Here is an 18911-nt window from a genome sequence, read left to right on the forward strand (position 1 = left end):
GCAGGGTACGTACCCGTCTCACCCCCGTGCGGGGTGTTCGCCGCTGCCCCGAGGCTCCGCCGGCGGTCGGCCCGCACGGACCGAAAGGCCGACCCTGTCCCGGAGCAGGCGACCGACGACGCCACGGTGGAGCAGACCCGCCGGACGTTCGAGGCCACCGCCAGGGAGCGCACCTGTGAGGATGCGGCTCCCATGGCTCGGGCGGTCGTGGTCTCAGCTCTCCACGAAGGCGAGGATGTCGGCGTTGAGGACCTCGGGGTGCGTCGACAGCATCCCGTGGGGGTAACCCTCGTAGCTCTTGAGCGTGCCGTTCTTGAGCAGCTCGGCGGACTTCGGGCCGGAGTCGGCGTAGGGCACGACCTGGTCGTCCGTTCCGTGCATCACGAGGACGGGGACGTCGATCTTCTTCAGGTCCTCGGTGAAGTCGGTTTCCGAGAAGGCCTTGATGCACTCGTAGTGGGCGTTCGCCGCGCCCATCATGCCCTGCCACCACCAACGGTCGATCAGCCCCTGGGACACCTCGGCCCCGGGCCGGTTGAAGCCGTAGAAGGGCCCGGCGGGAACGTCGATGAAGAACTGGGCCCGGTTGGCGGCGAGGGCGGCGCGGAATCCGTCGAAGACCTCGATCGGGGTGCCCTCGGGGTTGCTGTCCTTCTTCACCATGACCGGCGGGACGGCCGCGACGAGTACCGCCTTGGAGACACGGCCGGGCTTGGCCTGTGCCACATAGCGCGCGACCTCGCCGCCGCCGGTGGAGTGCCCGACGTGCACTGCCCCCTGGAGGTCCAGGGCGTCGGTGAGCACGTTGACGTCGGCGACGTAGGTGTCCATGTCGTGGCCGGTCGCGGGCTGGCTGGAACGTCCGTGCCCACGGCGGTCGTGGGCGATGACCCGGTACCCCTTGGAGAGGAAGAACAGCAACTGGGCGTCCCAGTCGTCCGAGCTGAGCGGCCAGCCGTGGTGGAAGACGATCGGCTGGGCGTCCCGCGGGCCCCAGTCCTTGTAGAAGATGACGGTGCCGTCCGGCGTGGTGACTGTACTCATCACTGGTTCCTCTGCTGTGTCGGATGTTCCGTTGTGCGTTCTGCGCGTCGGGCCGCGCGCCCGGTGAATCGGGTTTACGCCGAACGACTGCTGCCCTTGTACGAGAACCTTGTCGCGGTCAGAGAGCTCTTGGCCGTCATGCCGCCCGGGTCGCGCTCGGTTTCACTTGGTCGCTTCGACCGCTTCGAGGATGATGTCCACGACCTCGTCGGGGTGAGAGAGCATGACCATGTGCGAGGAGTCGATCTCCACGAAGTCGATTCCGGCACGGCGGTAACCGAAGCGCTGCACCTCGGGATTGATGGTGGTGTCGGAGCTGGAGACGACCGCCCACGCGGGCTTCGTCCTCCAGGCCGCGGCGGTCGCCTTCTCGGCGAACGCCAGACCCGCCAGCGGACGCTGCGACGTAGTCCGCCAGTGGTGACGGTGTGTAGACGAGGGCGGCGCCCAGTTTCGAGTCGGGGAAGCCGCCCTGGAGCTCACCCAGGCTCTCGCCCTCCTCCAGCGCGTACCCGGAAAGGAACACCAGGGCCTGCACGTTCTCCTCGGTCCCGGCCATGGTGATCACGGCCCCGCCGTAGGAGTGGCCGACCAGGACCACCGGACCCCCGACACCGCGTACGACGGACGCCACGTACGCGGCGTCGCCCAGGAGGCTGCGGTTGGGCACGCCGGGAGCGATGACCTTGAACCCGCGCTTCTGCAGCCGAGTGGTGACAAAGGCGTACGAAGACGCGTCCGCGAACGCTCCGTGGACGAGAACGATGGCGGGATCGGTCATGGGCGAACTCCCCGGGTGAGAGGAAGGCGGTGAGCCTCCTGCGCTGAACCGACCCTACGGAATCAGGCCACACCGCCTTGCCTGTGAGCGCACGGTGTCTGGCTCGACAGTGCTCTGTGCCGCGGAACACGACGAGGCCGGTCCTCCAGGTCCGCGCCTCCCCTTCCACCCCGGCCGGCCGCCGTTCGGGCGCCTGCCCGGGCGGCCCAGCGGGCGCGGTACGCACCTCGGTCCAGCACCGGCGCCGCTGGGGGATCACCCCCGCTACGTCGTCCGCGAGTCACACCTGGACGCGGTGGACCGCCTGCGCGCCCACTCCCGGGACGGCGGGGCGCGGCCGTTACCCAACGCGGACAGAAAGCGACGCACAACGCGTAGCCGAACGCCATTCGACGGGAGGCAGGGACACAGCAGAGGCGGCCGACCGGCACGAGGGAAGGGCGGCGGCGGGGACCACGCCTCTTGACACCCCGTGGGGGACTCGGATCATGACCGCTCGCCGTACCGCCCGTTCCGCCGGCCTGGTGGCCGTCGCCGCCGCTGCCCTCTCGTCGGTCGCCTGCCGGAGCGGGAGCAAGGACGTCGCGTCCGGCCCGGAGCGGCAGGTCTCCGCCTCCGGCTCCGCAGGCGACAGCGCCGCGCGCCCAGCGGCTCTCCGACCACGGCCGCGGGCAAGGCGCTGACCAGCGTACAGAGCGGGTCGAACGCCGCGCACCGCAGCGGCACGCCGGTCGCCGCTGCCACGGCGGGGTCCCCGGACCGCACCCGGAAGCTGCCCGACGGCAGCACGGCCGACCAGCACCTCTCGCGAAGATCGTCCACGACGGTTCGGGGCCGGCCATGCTGGAGACGAACGGCGCGGACGCCGGGCTGGACGCCAACGACATGTTCATCGTGCTCACGCTGGCCGGCCAGGTCCACGCCTGAAGGGGCGGTGGCCACCAGGGGCCGGGCACCTTCGAATTCGCGGACGGCTGGACGGCCAAGGTCACGAAGACCGGCGCACCCCGTTACCGCGCCCAGACCCTCGGCAACGGCGGCGCGGTGGACGCCACGCCGGAGAGGAAGCAGCACGGCGTCGGGTCCGACGCCAGCGGCGTGTACATCGTGCTCAGCGCCGGCGGTGTGAGCAGCACCCACGAGTGAGCACGCCCGGCCGGCCGGCGACCGCTGAGACGACGGGCGCCGTTGTGCCACGGCGACCCGCTGCCGAGCGGCGACCGGCCGGGCGCCGTGCCGCCGGCCGCCGGTCCGCACGCGGCGCCGCCCCCGTCCGGCCCGGCAGCCGCGGTCGTACCGGCGTGAACCCGGGATGCGCGGCGGGTCAGCCGTGCAGGGGAGTGTCCGGGCCCTCGTGCGCCACCCGGGCGGCGAGATGGCGCCACATCGCCGACACGTTGAACGCCGGTCCCAGGTCGGGCAACTCCGCGATGTCGTCGTCGGGGACCGGGCGGAGGGGTGCGCCTGTGGCGGCGACGGCGAGGGTGGTGCGGGCCAGGGAGTCGACCGCCAGGGCTCGGGTGACGGCCTGCGCGACCGCGTGGGCCGGGTCGCCGGTGCCGACGGCGACCAGACCGTGCCCGCGCAGGACGGCCACGGGACGGTCTCCGAGTGCGGCCGCCATCTGCTCGCCCAGGTCGCGGCGGCGGATCAGCGCGGAGCGGGGCCAGACGGGGATGCCCTCGTGGGCCAGGCGGGCGGCGGGGATGTCGTAGGAGCCGATGAGCGGGATCCAGGGCAGTTCGGCCACGGAGGCGGCGACCACCGCGGGCGGATGCGCGTGCACGACGGCCGTGACCTCCGGGCGGGCCCGCAACACCTCGCTGTGGATCGGCAGTTCTCCCGGCGCTCGCCAGCCCGGCGGCAGGTCGCCCTCTCCGTCGAGCGTCACTTCCTGTACGTCTTCGACGACGGTGAAGGCGAGTCCCCGCTCCTCGGGGCCGCGCCCGCGGACGAGGAGTGTCTCCGGACCGGTGCGTGCACTGACGTGGCCGAGGATGTGCTCGACGAGTCCGGTCACGGCGAGGACGCGACAGGCCAGCGCGATGTGCTCGCGCAGTGCGTCACGCGAGTCTTGGGGGGATCTCATGGCCGCGTCGATCTCCTCACCTGGAGTCACCTGTCACGCGACTGGACTGATGGTATGACTTTAATCCATTACGTAGTATGACGTCAACGAACCCTCTGACCATGGGACAATGCGCGTATGCCATCGCGACCGAGTCAGCCTCAGACCGACGAGACGACCACCGCCAAGAAGGCCGCCCAACCGGACGGCCTGTTCAAGGCGGTCTCCTCCAGTCGTGTTTCCCAGCTGATCGTCGAGCAGATCCGGCTGCTGCTGAAAGAGCGGCGCCTGCAGCCGGGTGACCGGCTCCCCAGTGAACGCGAGCTGTGCGTGCAGTTCGGTGTCAGCCGGGTGACCGTGCGCGAAGCCCTGCGGAGCCTGGAGGCCGCCGGGCTGGTCGAGATCCGGCTCGGTGCCCGCGGCGGCGCGTTCGTGACCGAGCCCTCGTCGGAGCGTGTGGGTGAGGGTCTCGCCGACCTGCTGTCGCTGTCGCCGCTGACCGCGGCCGAGGTGACCGAGGCGCGACTCGTCTTCGAACTCGGCATCGTGCCGTTGGTCGTGGAGCGCGCGACCGACGAGGACATCGAGGAGCTGCGCGCGCTGTGTGACGAGCATGCCGAGGCGGTCAAGCAGGGCGAGTACGACATGGAGATGTCCGCCGAATTCCACACCCGCGTCGCGGCATGCACGCACAACACCGCGATCGAGATGCTCGTCCGGTCCTTCCACGGTCCCCTGCTGATGAGCCTGCGCGAGGCGCAGAGCGTCGAGCCGCAGATGGGGCAGCACGGCTCCAAGGAGCACCGCAAGTTCGTGGACGCCGTGGCCGCCCGTGACGTCGAGGCCGCCTCGCAGATCATGCGGACGCACATCCGGCGCACCGCGTCGCGCGTGAAGGGTGGTGGCGCCGGCAAGCGAGCCGGAGCCGAGTGATCCGCAACTGATCGAGTCCCGGACCGCGTGGGGTCCGGGACTCTTTTGTGTCTCGCAGTAAGGCATTATGGTTAGACCATCAGTCATTCAGTGACGCAGGCATGCACCAGCAGGCATCCATCGGTCATCGAAGAGGGCTTCGCCCCTCACAGGAGGCACCATGGGCAAGAAGGGACGCGTCTTCGTCCGCGGCCTGACCTCGGAGACCTACGGGCTCGGGGAGTTCCGCCGCCGGCAGCTGGCCGTCAAGCGGGTGCGCGACGACTCGGTGGTCGTCGACGACGCGAAGGTGGCGCACTCGGGCGACAGCGAGAAGTCCCGGACGTGGTGGCGGGTCGGCCCCGGTGACGAGGAGTTCCTCACCCAGACCATCCAGGTCCACTTCGTGGAACTGCCGCCGCAGTCCAGCAACCACGGGCACGGCCACCAGAACGAGGCGGCCTTCTACATCCTCCAGGGGCGCGGCTACGAGATCCACGACGACCAGCGCTACGACTGGACCAGGGACGACCTCGTCTTCGTCCACACCGACTCCGTGCACCGCCACTTCAACCCCTACGACGAGACCGCGACCGCCCTCGTGGTGAAGGCCAAGAGCACCTGGATGTTCATGGGCCTGCTGCAGCAGGGGCGCAGCGGACCCGTCGAGCGCGAGGCGGAGTTCGGGCCGCGCGAGGACTGGTCGCGGATCTGGACGCCCGGCGTCGAGAACCGCAAGAAGGTCATCGGCGTGGCCGACACCACCTGGGAGAACACCCCGCTCGGCCGCGTCCGCGTGATGTCCTCGCCGGAACGCACCGACGCCCGCATCTTCTCCATCGATGCCTTCGAGCTCGACATCCCGGCCGGCAGCCGCTCAGGCAAGTACTGGAAGATGGCCGACGAGGTCTTCTACGTCCTCGACGGCGGCGGTTACGCCCTGCAGTGGGAGGTCGAGGCCGAGATCGCCGAGAAGTACTACGCGCGCATCGCCAAGGAGCCCACCCGGCACGAGATCACCAAGGGCGACACGCTGTACGTGCCGCAGAACCACGTCTGCCAGCTCTTCGCCCACGACGGCACCCCCCTCCGGGCGCTGTCGGCGCAGAACCGTGTCTTCAAGCACCTCGGCTACGACACGGTGCACTTCATGGAGGACGCGCCCGAGTACGAGTCGGCGCAGAACGCCTGACAGGCCTACGACTTCGGCCCCACACCCGTCCGAGGGCGTGTGGGGCCGAACCGTTTCCGGTCACGTCAGGGCCGTTCCGCGGCGGCCTCCTCGGCGGCCGCGACGAGGTCGTCGAGGCTCAGCAGCGCCGGCTCGCGCGCCGTCTCCAGACGCAGGGCGAGCGCCCCGTGCACGGTCTTGCGGATACGCCGCCCATCCAGGCCGTGGAGCAGCTTGCCCACGCGCCGGTGCACGGCCTCGTCTTCGGCCAGCGGGGCCAGTTCGGGCCACTGCGCGGCCAGATCGCGCAGCGAGTCGGCGACGATCCGCGGGACGACCGCATCGTCGGGCAGCTCGGTCCGCACGACGAGATCTGCCCGGGACAGGAACGCCTCGTCGACGGCCTCGGCGAAGTTCGTCGTCACCACGAGCAGCGTGCCGGGACGCTCGGCCCGCAGCGCGTCCAGGCCGCTGAGCACGGCGTCCGTGGCCCGGTGCACGTCCACCGGATTGGTGTCGAACGAGGCCGAGTGCCGCCTCACGGCGAGCGCCTCGACCTCGTCGACGAGGACGATCGTGTGCGGACGGCGCGCGGCCAGCTCGGGCAGGGTCTCGCGGAACAGCCGGGAGACCGAGCGCTGGCTCTCGCCGAGCATCTCGCTGGGGAAGGCGTGCGGATCGACCTCGACGAGCGTGGTCGATCCGTGCGGGGCCAGCGTGCGCGCCGCCGCCTGCGCGAGTCCCTGGGCCAGCGTGGTCTTCCCCGTGCCCGGCGGCCCCGCCAGCACCACCAGACCGTGCGGCGCGACCGCCGAGCCCCCGAGCCGCCGCCCGTGCCGCAGCACGAGGACAGCGGTCGCCAACAGCCTCTCCTTCAACCGGGGTTCGACGATCACGGAGTCCCACGGCCCGTCGTGGTGGTCGGCGGGCAGCGCGTGCATCCCGGCGACGCCGTGCGGCAGTGCCTCGCTCACCGCTTCCGGCCCCCGTTCACGGCCACGTGGGGCGCGTCAGCGCCGGCCACTGGATCGTCGTGGGGTCGCCGGCCTGCGCGTCGCGGATGTGGTCCGGCGGCTCCTCGAAGAGCACCAGCGGATCGCACAGGGCCCGCATCGTCTCCAGCAGGCTGTCGAACATATGGATGCGGACCACCTTCGCGGTCCGCTCCGGGTGGGAGTTGATGTGCTGGTGCCACAGGAAGTGGTCGACGACGATGATGTCGCCCTTCTTCCACGGGTGGCGCTCGCCGCCCTCCGGCTCGGTGCCCAGATAGCTCTCGCCGGAGCCCTCGACGACGTACAGCCAGGCCTCGCCCGGATGCCGGTGCATCGACTGGGCACGGCCCGGGCCGATCTCGAACATCGCCATCGTGATGCCGGACGCCTGGTAGCCGATGGCGCGGTCGAGCAGGAAGGTGGTGCGGGTGCCGCGCGGGGTGTTGCGCAGTTCGAGCTCGTCCCAGCTGGTGTGCAGCCGGCCCGAGCGGCGGGCCTCCTGGTCGCGAGCGAGCCGTCGCAGCCGGTTGGCGTACGGGTCGGCGCCGTCGCGGCCGGGGGAGAAGGCGGGACGCGGCGGCAGTTCGGAGACCGGGGTGTGACCGGCGTCCTCGATCACGGCCATACCCATCGTCTCCAGCAGCGGCGCGCTGGAGAAGGTGAGGTAACGGGTCGGAGCGTCGCCGTCGTTGCCGCTGCGGTGCCAGGACCAGGCCGGCAGGTGCAGCGAGTCGCCGGGGCCCCACTCGATGCGCTTGCCGTCGATCTCGGTCCAGCCCCAGCCGGCCACCACGAACACCATGGCGTCCCACGAGTGGCGGTGCAGGGTGGTCGTCGTCCCCGGGTCGATCTCGTGGGCGAGGGCGTCCATCGTGCGGGTCGGCCGGTCGCCGTCGGCGCCGACGTAGACGCCGACGCGGCTGCCGCGGTCGGTCGGGTGCATCACGACGTCCTCGAGGGCGACGATCGTGCGGTGGTTGTTGCGCCACTCCTCGATGAACGCGGCTCGTCGGCGTTTCTGGACGTGGTAGTGGGTGACTTCGGTGGTGGTGTGCGTACTCAAGACGGCTCCCAACATGCGTGAGTGAGCGGGGAGTGCGGGCGGAGGGTCAGGGGGTGGCGGGCTCCGGCCGGGGCACGCTGTACTCGCGGACGGTGCGGCTGCGCAGCGCGCTCGCCGCGGACACGGCGGCGGGGACCAGCCCGCCCGCGGTCAGCGCCGCGATCGGGCCGACGGCGCCCGCGAACAGACCCATCACCGAGTCGCCGATCGCGGGGCCGCCCCGCGAGCACATCTGGTAGATCGCCGAGACCCGGCCGCGCAGCTCGTCGGGGGTCTCGACCTGCACGGCGGCATGGCGGACGGTGGTCGCGACCGCGTCCGAGGCGCCCAGCAGGAGGGCCATGACGATCGCGACGGCGAACACGCGCGCCTGCGCCAGGCCCACCACGGCCAGGCCGTACGCGGCCGTTCCCCACAGCACGATCCACCCGGCACGGGCCGTGCGCACCAGCCGGAAGACCCACACCGAGCCGATCAGGGCCCCGGCCGAGGGTGCCGCGGACAGCAGGCCGTAGCCGGTGGCGCCGACGTGCAGGACGTCGGCGGCGAAGGCCGGCAGCAGCACCCGGTAGGCGCCGAACACCGTGGCCGTCATGTCCAGGCCCATCAACTGCCAGACCACGGGCCGGCGGGCGACGTAGCGCACGCCCTCCCGCAGGCTCTCCAGCAGCGACCCCCGTTCGGTGCCGGCGACCAGCGGCGGGACGCGCAGCAAGGCCAGGGCGACGACGAGGACGGCGTAGGTGACGGCGTCGAAGACGTAGACGGCGCCGGGCCCGCCGACCGCGATCAGAAGGCCCGCACACGCCGGTCCCACCAGGACGGCCAGTTCACGCGAGGGGTTGAGCAGGGCGAACGCGTCGACGAGGCGTTCTCGGGGCACCATCGCCGGGATCAGGGCCTGGCGGGCGGGCTGGTCGAAGGTCGCCGCCGCCGTCGTGAGCAGCGAGGAGACGACGACCGTCCACACCGTGGCCGCGCCGGCGAGCGTGATCGTGGCCAGTCCGGCCGACACCAGCAGGGCGAGGGCCTGCGTGACCTGCAGCAGGCGGCGTCGGTCCAGGCGGTCGGCGTGGATCCCGCCGGCCGGTGACAGCACCAGCAGGGCGACCGCCTGGGCGAGGCCGACCAGGCCCACCTGGGCCGTGGAGCCCGTGAGCTGGTAGACCTGGTAGAGGTTGGCGGCGACGGCGCCCCGGGTCCCGATCTGGGAGAGGACGACGCCGCCCCAGTAGAGGGTGAAGTCACGATCGCGCAGTACCTGGGGTATGGCCATCGCTCAGTCGACCGGGACCAGCGTCACCTTGTCCGGGGCGACGCTGAAGTGGACCTCGGTCCCGGGCGGGATCGAGAGGTTGGGGTTGGAGCGGTTGCGGATCTCCAGGTCGCCCACGCCCACGATGTGGTCGACGACGTCACCCATGAAGGCGCGGGTGAGGACCGTGCCCGCCCACTCGTTGGGCACGTCGCCGCGCCGCTCGCGGGACAGGTCGACGCACTCGGGCCGGATCGAGATCAGCACAGAATCCCCGATGCCGGGCGCCCTCTCCACCCCGCGTGCCACCATCGGGCCGTGCGCGGTGTCGGCGTGCACCTCGTCGCCCTTGACCCTGACGACCTTGGCCTCCATGAAGTTCGAGGTGCCGATGAACTCGGCGACGAAACGGGTGGCCGGCTTGGTGTAGATCTCGCGGGGCTTGCCGATCTGCTCGATGCGGCCCTGGTTCATCACCGCGATCCGGTTGGACATCACCAGCGCCTCGGACTGGTCGTGCGTCACGTAGATCGCCGTGAGGCTCAACTCGCGCTGCAACCGCTTGAGTTCGAAGCGCATGGTCTCGCGCAGCTTGGCGTCCAGGTTGGACAGCGGCTCGTCGAGCAGCATCAGCTCGGGCCGGGTCACCAGGGCGCGGGCCAGGGCGAGACGCTGCTGCTGCCCGCCGGAGAGCTTAGTGGCGGGCCGGGAGGCGTAGGCGCCGAGCTCGATGACGTCGAGGACCTGCCCGACGCGGTCCTCGATCTCCTTGCGGTCCGGGCGCTTGGCGCGGGGCAGCACCTCCAGCGGAAAGGAGACGTTCTTGAAGACCGACATGTGCGGCCAGATGGCGTACGACTGGAAGACCATGCCGAGTCCGCGCCGGCTGGCCCGCATGTTGATGCCCTGGCTGTGGTCGTACAGGACCCGCCCGCCGAGCGTCACCCGCCCCTCCGTGGGGCGTTCGAGGCCCGCGACGGAGCGCAGGGTCGTGGTCTTGCCGCAGCCGGAAGGGCCGAGCAGCGTGAACAGCTCGCCGTCGTGGACCTCGAAGTCGACCCCGCCCACGGCGTACACCCGTGTGCCCGCCGCGGAACCGCGCTTCGACCTGCGTCCCGACGCGTCGTCGTAACTCTTCTTGAGGGATTCGACCGTCAACATCGCTGATGGTTCCTTCGGTTAGTTCGCGGAGTCGTTCTGCAGCCCGAAGCGGGCGCCCAGCCGGTAGGCGACGGAGACCAGCACGACGAGCAGGACGACCATCAGGACGCCCAGGGCGGCCAGGGTGGTGAACTGGCCGTTCTCGAACTGCTCCCAGATCAGCACCGACAGCACCTCCTTGCCGGGGCTGTACAGCAGGATCGTGCTCGACAGCTCGCGGAAGGACACGACGAGGATGTAGACCCAGCCGGCCAGGATGCCGCCGCTCATCAGCGGCAGCACCACGCGCCGGAAGGTCTGGAACCAGGAGGCGCCCGACACCGCGGCCGACTCCTCCAGCTCCGGGGACATCTGCGCCATCGCCGAGGACGCGTAGCGCATGCCGTAGGGCAGGTAGCGCGTGCAGTACGACACCAGCAGGATCAGCAGCGTGCCGTAGATCGGCAGCGGCATCCGCAGGTAGACGAACGACAGCGCGAGGCCCAGGACGAGCCCTGGGATGACGATCGGCGTGAAGGCGAGCAGGTCCAGTACCCGCCGGCCGGGCGCCTTGGTGCGCAGCACCACCCAGGACACGATCGAGGTCAGGATCATCACCGCGGTGGCCGCGCCCAGCCCCACGATCAGCGAGTTCTTCAGTGCCGTGAACGCCAGCGGCATGTTCAGGACCGTGCGGTAGTTGTCCAGGGTCATCTGGCTGATCGTCTTGCGCGACGGCGCCGCGTAGTACTTGAGCAGGGAGGCGTAGACGAGGACGGCGACCGGCAGGACGACGGTGAGCAGGAAGTAGAGGATCACTCCCGCGCCGACGAAGGGCCGGGCGCGGCCGAGTTCGACCGGGCGGGGCCGGAAGGCCTTGCCGGTCACGGTCTGGAAGTTGCGCGAGGAGCGTTGCAGCCACGCCGAGAGCAGCACGCCGAGGGCGGCGATGACGAGCAGGCCGATGGCGTAGGCGCCGGCTGCTCCGTAGTCGACGGGGTAGGCACGCAGGACGAAGTAGATCCGGCTGGTGAAGACGTAGATGCCGTTCTGCAGTCCGAGCAGGCCGGGCACCTCGAAGCTCTCCAGGGACTGCACGAACATCAGCAGCGCCGCCGAGATCATGGCGGGCCGCAGCAGCGGGACCGTGACGCGGCGCAGCACGGTGAGCCGGCTCGCGCCCGACATGGCGGCGGACTCCTCCAGCGAGGGGTCCATCGCGCGGAAGGCGGCGACCATCAGCAGGAACGCGACCGGCGCGAGATGCAGTCCTTGCACCCAGATCATGCCCCACACGCTGTAGATGTTGATGGGCGAGGAGCCGAACAGGGGCTGGAAGACAAGGGCGTTGAGCAGGCCGCTGGAGGGGTCGCCGAGGAAGATCCACGAGGTGGCGTACAGAATGCCGGGGACGATCAGTGGTACCAGCGATGCGGCGAAGAACAGCGCCTTGAACGGGGTGTCGGTGCGCACCTGGATGTAGGCCAGGGTGGTGCCGAGCACGAGCGCCAGGGCGGCCGAACCGAACGCGAAGCCGAGCGAGTTGAGCATCATCTCGCCGGACTGCGAGTTGCCGCCGTAGGCCCGCGAGAAGGCCCCGAGGGAGACGCCGTTGCCGTCGGCGCTCAGGAAGGTGTCGTGGATGAGGTATCCGAGCGGCACGATCGCGAGGTAGCCGACGATGACGACGGCGCCGCCGACCAGCAGCCCCTGGAGGGACAGCGGGCGCCGCACCAGCCGGGCGAGCCTGCCGGGGCGGGCGCCGTCGGCCGGGTCGGGCACCGGAGCCGGGCCCGGACCGTCGCCGCGGAAGGTGGTGGAGGTGGGCAGGAGGGTCATCGGCCGTCACTTCCCTGCGGACGCGACACCGCGCAGCAGCGCGTCGTACTTCTTGTCCCAGCTGCCGTTGTCCTTGCTCAGGCCCTCGACGTCGAAGGGCACCAGCGTGATGCCGCGCAGGCTCTTGTCGCCGGGGACCTTCGTCGACGGGGTCAGCCCGAGCTTCACCAGCTCCTCCTGGCCGTCGGTGAGCAGCCAGTCGTAGAACAGCCAGGCGGCGGCCGGGTGCATGGCGTCCTTGATCATGCCGACGCCGTTGGGCCGGCCGAAGGCGGGGATCGACGACGTGCCGCTCTTGGGCAGGTGGGTCACGGGGGCGCCCTGCGCGGCGGCGCGGTCCGTGATGTACGTGTAGTTCATCGCCTCCATGGGCGTCTGGCCCGCGGTGAGGAACTGCATCATCGTCGTGTGGCCCTTGGCCACCTTGGCGTTGGCGGCGATGTCCTTCCACAGCTTGTCGACCTCGGCCTGCGTCTTGCCGTGGCCGAGCCAGTACTTGGTGACGTTCTCGAACCAGTCGCTGTCGCTGACCTCGAGAGTCAGCCTGCCCTTGTACTTGGGCAGCGCCAGGTCCTCCCAGCTGTGCGGCTCGTCGCCCGGCTTGATCAGGTCGGTGTTCCAGGCGGGCTGGAAGACGTTGAAGCGACTGGCCGTCCAGTGCTCGAACTTGCCGGTGGGCTCCACCTTGTCGAGGGCCGTGCCGTTGAAGTCGGCGAGGATGCCGTTGTCGGAGAGGGCGGTCATCTCCAGGAAGTTGGTCTCCACCGCGTCGGCGCCGGCCTTGCCGGCCTGGGCCTCCTGCATGGCCCGCTGGAGCACGGTCTCCGAGTTGCCGCGGAAGACGCTGACATGGATGCCGTACTTCTTCTCGAAGGCGCTCGCGACCGGCGTCGCGATGTCCGCGGTCATCGAGGTGTAGAGGGAGAGCGTGCCGCCCTCCTTCTTGGCGAGCTCCTGCGCCTTGGCGCGCTGTTGGTCCTTGGGAAGGCCGGCTATCTGCGCGTAGACGCCGCTGGCCTTGGTGTTGGACGCGGTGGTGACGGCACCGCCGCATCCGGTGGTGACGGCCGCGACCAGCAGCACGGCCACGGCGAGAGTGGGGTTACGGGTGCTCATGCGGTGCTCTCCTGGAGAGAGATGCGATAGGGGGTGTGCGGTCAGCCCGCCGCGGGGACGCCGCGCAGCAGCGCGTCGTAGGCGGCGTTCCATTTCTTGGTGTCGGTCTCGGCTGTCGCCGACAGGCTGTAGGTGAGGGTGCCGGGCGGAATCGGGTCCTCGTAGCCGGGCACGTGCTGGGCCGCGGGGATGCGCTGCGACTCGGCGATGACCTTCTGGCCCGGGCCGAGGACCCAGTCGGTCCACAGCAGTGCGGCCGCGGGGTGGCGGGCGCGGGCCATCAGGGCCACGCCGTTGGGGCGCAGGATCACCGGCTCGACGGCGGGCCGCCAGGCGACCGGCGCGCCCTTCTTCGCGGCCTTGTCCACGGTGTGACTGTAGACGGACAGGGCCACGGCGAACTGCCCGGCGCTGAGCAGTTCGCCCTGCACCGTGTGACCCTTGACGACCTTGACGTTGGAGGCGATCTTCTTGAACAGGGCGTCCGCCTGGGCGTCGGACATCCCCTTCTTCTCGGTCAGGTAGGTGTGCATCGAGGCGTACCAGTCCCAGTCGCCGACCTCGACGGAGAGTTTGCCCTTCCACTTGGGGTCGGCGAAGCCGGCGAAGTCGGTGGGCTCCTCGCCCTTCGTGACCTCGTCGGTGTTCCAGCCGACGACGAAGGCGTTGAAGCGTTCGGCCGTCCAGCCGCCGAGGTGCTTCGCGGTGTCCTTCAGGCCCGCCTCGGCCGGCCCCCGGTAGGCGTGGAGCAGATGCTGGGAGTCCAGGGCCCGCAGTTCGAGGTCGTTGGTGTCCATGACGTCGTTCTGCGGCTTGTTCGCGTCGTTCTCCTGGACCGCCCGCTGCAGGACCGTCTCCGAGTTGGCCCGGAAGGCGTGGACCTTGATGCCGGGGTAGGCCTTCTGGAACGCGTCGACCAGGTCCTGGATGTCGGTGTTGGAGGTGTAGAGGTCGAGCGTGCCCCCCTCGCTCCTGGCGTCGGCCAGCAGCTTGTCCGTGCGCTCGCTGCCGGTGAGCGACTCGTAGGGGGCGTAGGGGTTCTTCGCGGGGACGGAACCGGTGGCGCCGGTGGTGGGGGAGGCGCCGCAGCCGGTGAGGACGAGGCCTGCGGCCAGCAGGACGGCGGGGAGGGCACCTTGACGCATCGCACACTCCTTGGACGAGGCGAACGGCTCTGGGTGCGGACGGAAGAGCACAGAGTGTGGGGGGAACGCGGCCGCGCCGGTGGGGGAGGGGGAGCGTCGTCGGGCGGCCGGTGAACGCTTTGCGGATCGCGTCCGACCATGTCGGGTTCCCTGCATGAAACAGCAAGATAGGTCTTATGGTCTAACCATCGGATCAGAGCTTTGCTCTATTGTTACTTCCGGGGGCCGATGATCCGCGGGACCGGGCCGAGGGTCTGGAACGGGCGCCCTTTCGGCCGCGCGGGGTCCGCTCAGCGCGGGTCCTGGCCGAAGACGAGCGACTTGATCGTCACCGGTACCGTGCGGGACGGTAAACGCACCCGGCCGATGTCGACGTAGTCGAAGTCCCGCAGGCTCAGGCCGTCGATGACGAGCAGGCCGCCCGTGACGTCCAGCTCCTCGCGCAGCAGCCTGCCGAGGGTCATCGCCACGTCCCCGTCGAGGACGATGTACAGCGGCCGCCCCTCGGCCGTCCGCTCGGCCACGGCGTCCCTGATGCCGCGGGCGAAGGGCAGCAGCCGCTCGTAGCTGGGCGGTCCGCTCCACGACAGGGCGAGGGCGATGTCCGCACCGGTCTGCGCGACGTCGAGGGCGACCAGGTGCCGGCGGATCGCCGCTTCGACCGCCTCCGCGTCCACCACCTCCCCGAGCTCGTGAACCGGCCGCAGGACCTGCAGATTGCGGCGCGGCAGCAGCGCGTCCGGGTCGGAGACGCATCCGGTGTTGCCGCTGAGCTGGACGCTGTACTCCGAGGCGCCGAGCGCCGTGGCCCGGATGCACTCGCCCGCCGGCAGCAGCGGATACGGGAGCGCGCCGGAGTCGACCCGCCGGCGCAGCGCGCGGCCCAGCCGGCGGCCCAGGTCCCCGAAGTCGGTGTCCTCGCGGCCGTAGACGTACTCCGCGACCCCGCCCGAGAACATCACCCCGTCGACGGGTCCGAGGTCCGGGAGCGGGTCGGTGAGGTACAGGTCCCGGACGGGGGCGGCCGGCGGATCGCCGGTGACGGCCTCGACCAGCGCGTCCGCCATCGACTCGGCCACCGTCGTCAGTTCCTCGCCGGTGACGGTGGAGCCGGTCTTCCAGGTGAACCCGGCGCGGGCGGCGTGTTCACCGCCGGCCGGGTCGAGCCGGACGATCCGGCCCGTGTCGTCGACCACCTGGAGGCGTCCGCCGATGTGGATGGCCGCGGTCGCGGCGACCCGCCCCTGGTCGAGGACGGCGAGCTTGGTGGTGCCGCCGCCGATGTCGACGTTGAGGATGCGCCGCCCGCTCTCGTACGACGCCTGCGCGGCCCCCGACCCGTAGGCCGCGAGCATCGCCTCCATGTGGTGGCCGGCGCTCGCGTTCACCAGCTCGCCGCCGCGTTCCGCGAGTACGCCCGCGATGGTCTCGGCGTTGCGGCGGCGCAACGCCTCGCCGGTGAGGATCACCACGCCGGTGTCCACGTCGGCCGGTTCGACGCCCGCCGCGTGGTAGGCGGTGTCGATGATGGAGCCGAGCGCCGGCGCGTCGATGTGCTCGTCGTCGGCGTACGGGGTGAGTTCCACCGGGGAGCGGTGCAGGGTCTCGCGCCGCACCACGAGGTAGCGGCTCGTCAGGTCCTCGCCGATGCGCCGCAGATGCAGGCGCGAGAAGACCACCTGGGTGCCGGAGGAGCCGATGTCCATGCCGACGCTGTGCAGCGTGACGTTGTCCTGCTGCCAGATCGGGTTGTCCTCCAGTGCCCCGTAGTCCTCGTCGTCGTGCAGGTGGTCGTGGTCGGGGAGGTACGCCGAGTGAACCGTGCGCGCTCCGTCGTCGTGGTCGTGTCCTTCGGTGTGCGGCACAGTCCCGCTCCTTCCCGGACGTGGCAGCAATCAGACGCCGGCGGGCTGCTCCGGCAGCGGCGGGAGCGTGGCCAGCTCCGCCTCGTAGACGGCGTCCATGCGCGGCTCCATGCCGTGCTTGGCCAGCGCCTCGCGGAAGGTCTCGCGGACATACGGCGATTCGTCGGCGTAGTCGATCTGGTCGCCGCCGATCCGCTTGCTGATCCAGGCCTTCGGCACGCCCTGGGCGTTGCGGACGGAGACCACCTCGTGCTTGAAGGCCAGATAACGGCTGGGCTCGGTGCCGGTGTTGAAGTGCTGGTGGAACCACATGTTCGGCGGCACGATCAGCGTGCCGGGACCCCACTCGTAGCGGCGGGGCTCCTCGCCCTCCGGCCACATCAGGCTGTACCCCTCGCCGGAGAGGATGATGACGTGGGCGCCCGGCCCGTGCCGGTGCCCCTTCTTGTACGTGGCGGTCGGGAACTGCGAGATGTGGCTGTTCATCGAGCCCTTGGCCATGGCGAACCGGATGTGGCCGCCGCCGGCACCGCGCTCCTTCGCTTCGACCAGCGGCAGGTTGACCGCGTCGGCGACGAAGTTCGTGTCGAGCAGCAGACCCTTCTGCTCGCCCTTGGGGGAGAAATAGTCGGGCTCGCCGTTGAAGCGGTCCGGGAAGTCCCTCGGGGTGTCGAAGACGAAGTCGGGGTCACCGTAGAGGTTGATGACCGGAGGCATGTTCGTCGAGGAGACGAAGCGGGCCGCCTTCCGGCCGGAGCCGTTGAAGTGCTGGTGGTGGGCGTTGAGCGGGATGGCGAAGATCGAGCCGGCCTGCCATTCGAAGCTGACCTCGGCGCCGGCGTCGTTCCAGACCTTGGTCGAGCCCTGCCCCTCCAGGACGAGGATCATCTCCTCGAACAGCTGCCGCTGCGGGGCGAGCTTGCCGCCGGCCGGGATCTCGCAGACGTAGCAGTCGTTGGAGGTGCGGGTGGCCTCGTGGTTGATGAACACGCCCCGGCCACCGCGCCGTTCCCACGGCTTCAGCTCGACCGTGCGCAGGTCGGGTACGTAATGGGCGGCGATGATGTCCAGGCCTTCGGCGGCCACCCAGCGGGTGTAGGGGGATTCCTTCTCGGTGGCGAACTTCGCCGCCAGGGTGTCGTTGACGATCGCATCCTTGGCCATGCGGTGGCCCTTCCTGGTCGGCTCGTTCAGCACGGCATGTGCTGACATACACAGGGGGTGGATTGGTAGAACCATAAGGCCACCCCTGATGGCCGTCAACGAGTCGTGCCGAGTCGTCTGCGGCCCTGATCGGCCACCTCCGCCGCGGCTTCGGCGGCGGTGTGCGGATCGAGGTACCGTCCGCCGCGCACGCGCGGCGTCAGGTCCTCGCCCAGGTCGTAACGCAGGGGCATGCCCGTCGGGATGTTCAGCTCCAGCAGTTCCTCGCGGCTCAGCCGGTCGAGGTGGGCGACCAGGGCCCGCAGCGAGTTGCTGTGCGCGACGACCAGTACGGTACGGCCCGCCCGCAGGTCCGGTACGACGGCGTCGTGCCAGTACGGCAGCAGCCGGGCGGTGACGTCCGCCAGCGACTCGGTGCGGGGCAGGAGGTCGCGGGGCAGGCCCGCGTAGCGAGGGTCGCTCGCCACGTCCCCGGCGCCCCCGTCCGGTACCGGCGGCGGCGCCCCGTCGTACGAGCGGCGCCACAGACGGAAGCGCTCCTCACCGAACTCCCGCAGTGTCTCGCTCTTCTCGCGGCCTTGCAGGGCGCCGTAGTGCCGCTCGTTGAGCCGCCAGCTCCGGGCGACCGGGACCTGCGGCCGGCCGGCGGCCTCCGTGGTCAGGGAGGCGGTGCGCACGGCACGGGTCAGGAGCGAGGTGTGCACCGACTCCGGCAGCAGACCCGCGGAGCGCAGCAACCGTCCGCTGTCGCGGGCCTGTTGCTCGCCGCGGGCGGTGAGGTCCACGTCGATCCAGCCCGTGAACAGATTCCTCGAGTTCCATGCGCTCTCGCCGTGGCGCAGAAGGATCAGCGTTGGCATGCCGCCGATTGTGCGCCCGTGTCACGTCTCTTGTTCGGCGTTCTCAGCATCTGGTCTAATGGACAGACCACTGGATGGGAGGTGGCCCGCGCGGCCTGCCCGTCCGCAGTGGCATCCACCGATCGCGAGAGGAAACAGGGACCTTGCCCAAGGTGATCTTCGTCGGCAGTGACGGTCCCGAGTACACCGTCGATGCGACGGTCGGGGACTCGGTCATGACGGCCGCGGTGAAGAACGGTGTTCCCGGGATCGTCGCCGAATGCGGCGGCAACCAGTCCTGCGCCACCTGCCACGTCTGGGTGCGCGAGGAGTTCGCCTCCCTCGTGGGGCCTCCGGGCGAGATGGAGGAGGACCTCCTCGACCTCGCCGTGGCCGAACGGCGCGACACGAGTCGGCTGTCCTGCCAGATCCGCGTCACCCAGGAACTCGCCGGCCTGACCGTCGAGATCCCTCCGGAGCAGCCCTGACCGCAGCGCCCCGCTCAGCACCGACG

15 protein-coding genes and 1 pseudogene are annotated in these 18911 nt (G+C 70.4%); 3 read left to right on the forward strand and 13 right to left on the reverse strand.

The window, feature by feature from the left end:
* Nucleotides 1–213: 213 nt before the first annotated feature.
* The 3 genes and pseudogenes from OO52_RS33885 to OO52_RS33900 form a co-directional block, all read right to left on the reverse strand.
* Nucleotides 214–1044: an alpha/beta fold hydrolase gene (locus OO52_RS33885; RefSeq protein ID WP_030938871.1), complete on the reverse strand. Its 831-nt coding sequence runs from the start codon at nt 1042–1044 to the stop codon at nt 214–216.
* 162 nt (nt 1045–1206) lie between these two features.
* Nucleotides 1207–1825: pseudogene (locus OO52_RS54745) on the reverse strand (alpha/beta fold hydrolase).
* Between the two features lie 1324 nt (nt 1826–3149).
* Nucleotides 3150–3914, reverse strand: a complete 765-nt coding sequence (locus OO52_RS33900; RefSeq protein ID WP_030938874.1) for a class II aldolase/adducin family protein — start codon at nt 3912–3914, stop codon at nt 3150–3152.
* Nucleotides 3915–4031: 117 nt separating this feature from the next.
* On the opposite strand from OO52_RS33900, the gene OO52_RS33905 reads away from it, so the two are divergent.
* Together OO52_RS33905 and OO52_RS33910 are read left to right on the forward strand one after the other, a co-directional pair.
* A complete protein-coding gene (locus tag OO52_RS33905) occupies nt 4032–4826 on the forward strand; it encodes a FadR/GntR family transcriptional regulator (protein ID WP_030938876.1) in 795 nt (264 codons plus the stop codon).
* A gap of 160 nt (nt 4827–4986) precedes the next feature.
* Complete coding sequence (locus tag OO52_RS33910) at nt 4987–5997, forward strand: cupin domain-containing protein (RefSeq protein WP_030938880.1); 1011 nt, start codon at nt 4987–4989, stop codon at nt 5995–5997.
* Between the two features lie 65 nt (nt 5998–6062).
* Here the strand turns inward: OO52_RS33910 and OO52_RS33915 are convergent, their stop codons facing one another.
* The 10 genes from OO52_RS33915 to OO52_RS33960 form a co-directional block, all read right to left on the reverse strand.
* Entirely contained in the window at nt 6063–6950 is an 888-nt protein-coding gene (locus tag OO52_RS33915) for an AAA family ATPase (protein ID WP_030938883.1), read from the reverse strand.
* 16 nt (nt 6951–6966) lie between these two features.
* On the reverse strand, nt 6967–8034 hold the full coding sequence (locus OO52_RS33920) for a cupin domain-containing protein (RefSeq protein ID WP_030938886.1): 1068 nt from the start codon (nt 8032–8034) through the stop codon (nt 6967–6969).
* A 46-nt stretch (nt 8035–8080) separates the two neighbouring features.
* Nucleotides 8081–9310, reverse strand: a complete 1230-nt coding sequence (locus tag OO52_RS33925) for an MFS transporter (RefSeq protein WP_030938889.1) — start codon at nt 9308–9310, stop codon at nt 8081–8083.
* A 3-nt stretch (nt 9311–9313) separates the two neighbouring features.
* Nucleotides 9314–10450 (reverse strand): ABC transporter ATP-binding protein, encoded by a 1137-nt coding sequence (locus tag OO52_RS33930; RefSeq protein ID WP_030938891.1) that lies wholly within the window; start codon nt 10448–10450, stop codon nt 9314–9316.
* A gap of 18 nt (nt 10451–10468) precedes the next feature.
* A complete protein-coding gene (locus OO52_RS33935; protein WP_030938893.1) occupies nt 10469–12268 on the reverse strand; it encodes an ABC transporter permease in 1800 nt (599 codons plus the stop codon).
* A 6-nt stretch (nt 12269–12274) separates the two neighbouring features.
* Nucleotides 12275–13384: an extracellular solute-binding protein gene (locus tag OO52_RS33940; protein WP_030938894.1), complete on the reverse strand. Its 1110-nt coding sequence runs from the start codon at nt 13382–13384 to the stop codon at nt 12275–12277.
* A 41-nt stretch (nt 13385–13425) separates the two neighbouring features.
* Nucleotides 13426–14529, reverse strand: coding sequence for an extracellular solute-binding protein (locus tag OO52_RS33945; RefSeq protein WP_030938896.1), 1104 nt, complete (start codon nt 14527–14529; stop codon nt 13426–13428).
* A 290-nt stretch (nt 14530–14819) separates the two neighbouring features.
* Complete coding sequence (locus OO52_RS33950) at nt 14820–16394, reverse strand: ethanolamine ammonia-lyase reactivating factor EutA (RefSeq protein WP_030938898.1); 1575 nt, start codon at nt 16392–16394, stop codon at nt 14820–14822.
* Between the two features lie 30 nt (nt 16395–16424).
* Nucleotides 16425–17606 carry an ethanolamine ammonia lyase-activating protein gene (locus OO52_RS33955; protein ID WP_234317096.1) on the reverse strand — a complete coding sequence of 394 codons (1182 nt, stop codon included), beginning with the start codon at nt 17604–17606 and terminating at the stop codon, nt 16425–16427.
* Between the two features lie 47 nt (nt 17607–17653).
* Nucleotides 17654–18418 carry a 2,3-bisphosphoglycerate-dependent phosphoglycerate mutase gene (locus tag OO52_RS33960; RefSeq protein ID WP_030938902.1) on the reverse strand — a complete coding sequence of 255 codons (765 nt, stop codon included), beginning with the start codon at nt 18416–18418 and terminating at the stop codon, nt 17654–17656.
* A gap of 152 nt (nt 18419–18570) precedes the next feature.
* Here OO52_RS33960 and OO52_RS33965 point away from each other — a divergent pair, with 152 nt between their 5' ends.
* Entirely contained in the window at nt 18571–18885 is a 315-nt protein-coding gene (locus tag OO52_RS33965) for a 2Fe-2S iron-sulfur cluster-binding protein (RefSeq protein ID WP_307820431.1), read from the forward strand.
* Nucleotides 18886–18911: the final 26 nt, after the last annotated feature.

This window comes from Streptomyces flaveolus (assembly GCF_000716535.1).
Taxonomy (GTDB): domain Bacteria; phylum Actinomycetota; class Actinomycetes; order Streptomycetales; family Streptomycetaceae; genus Streptomyces; species Streptomyces flaveolus_A.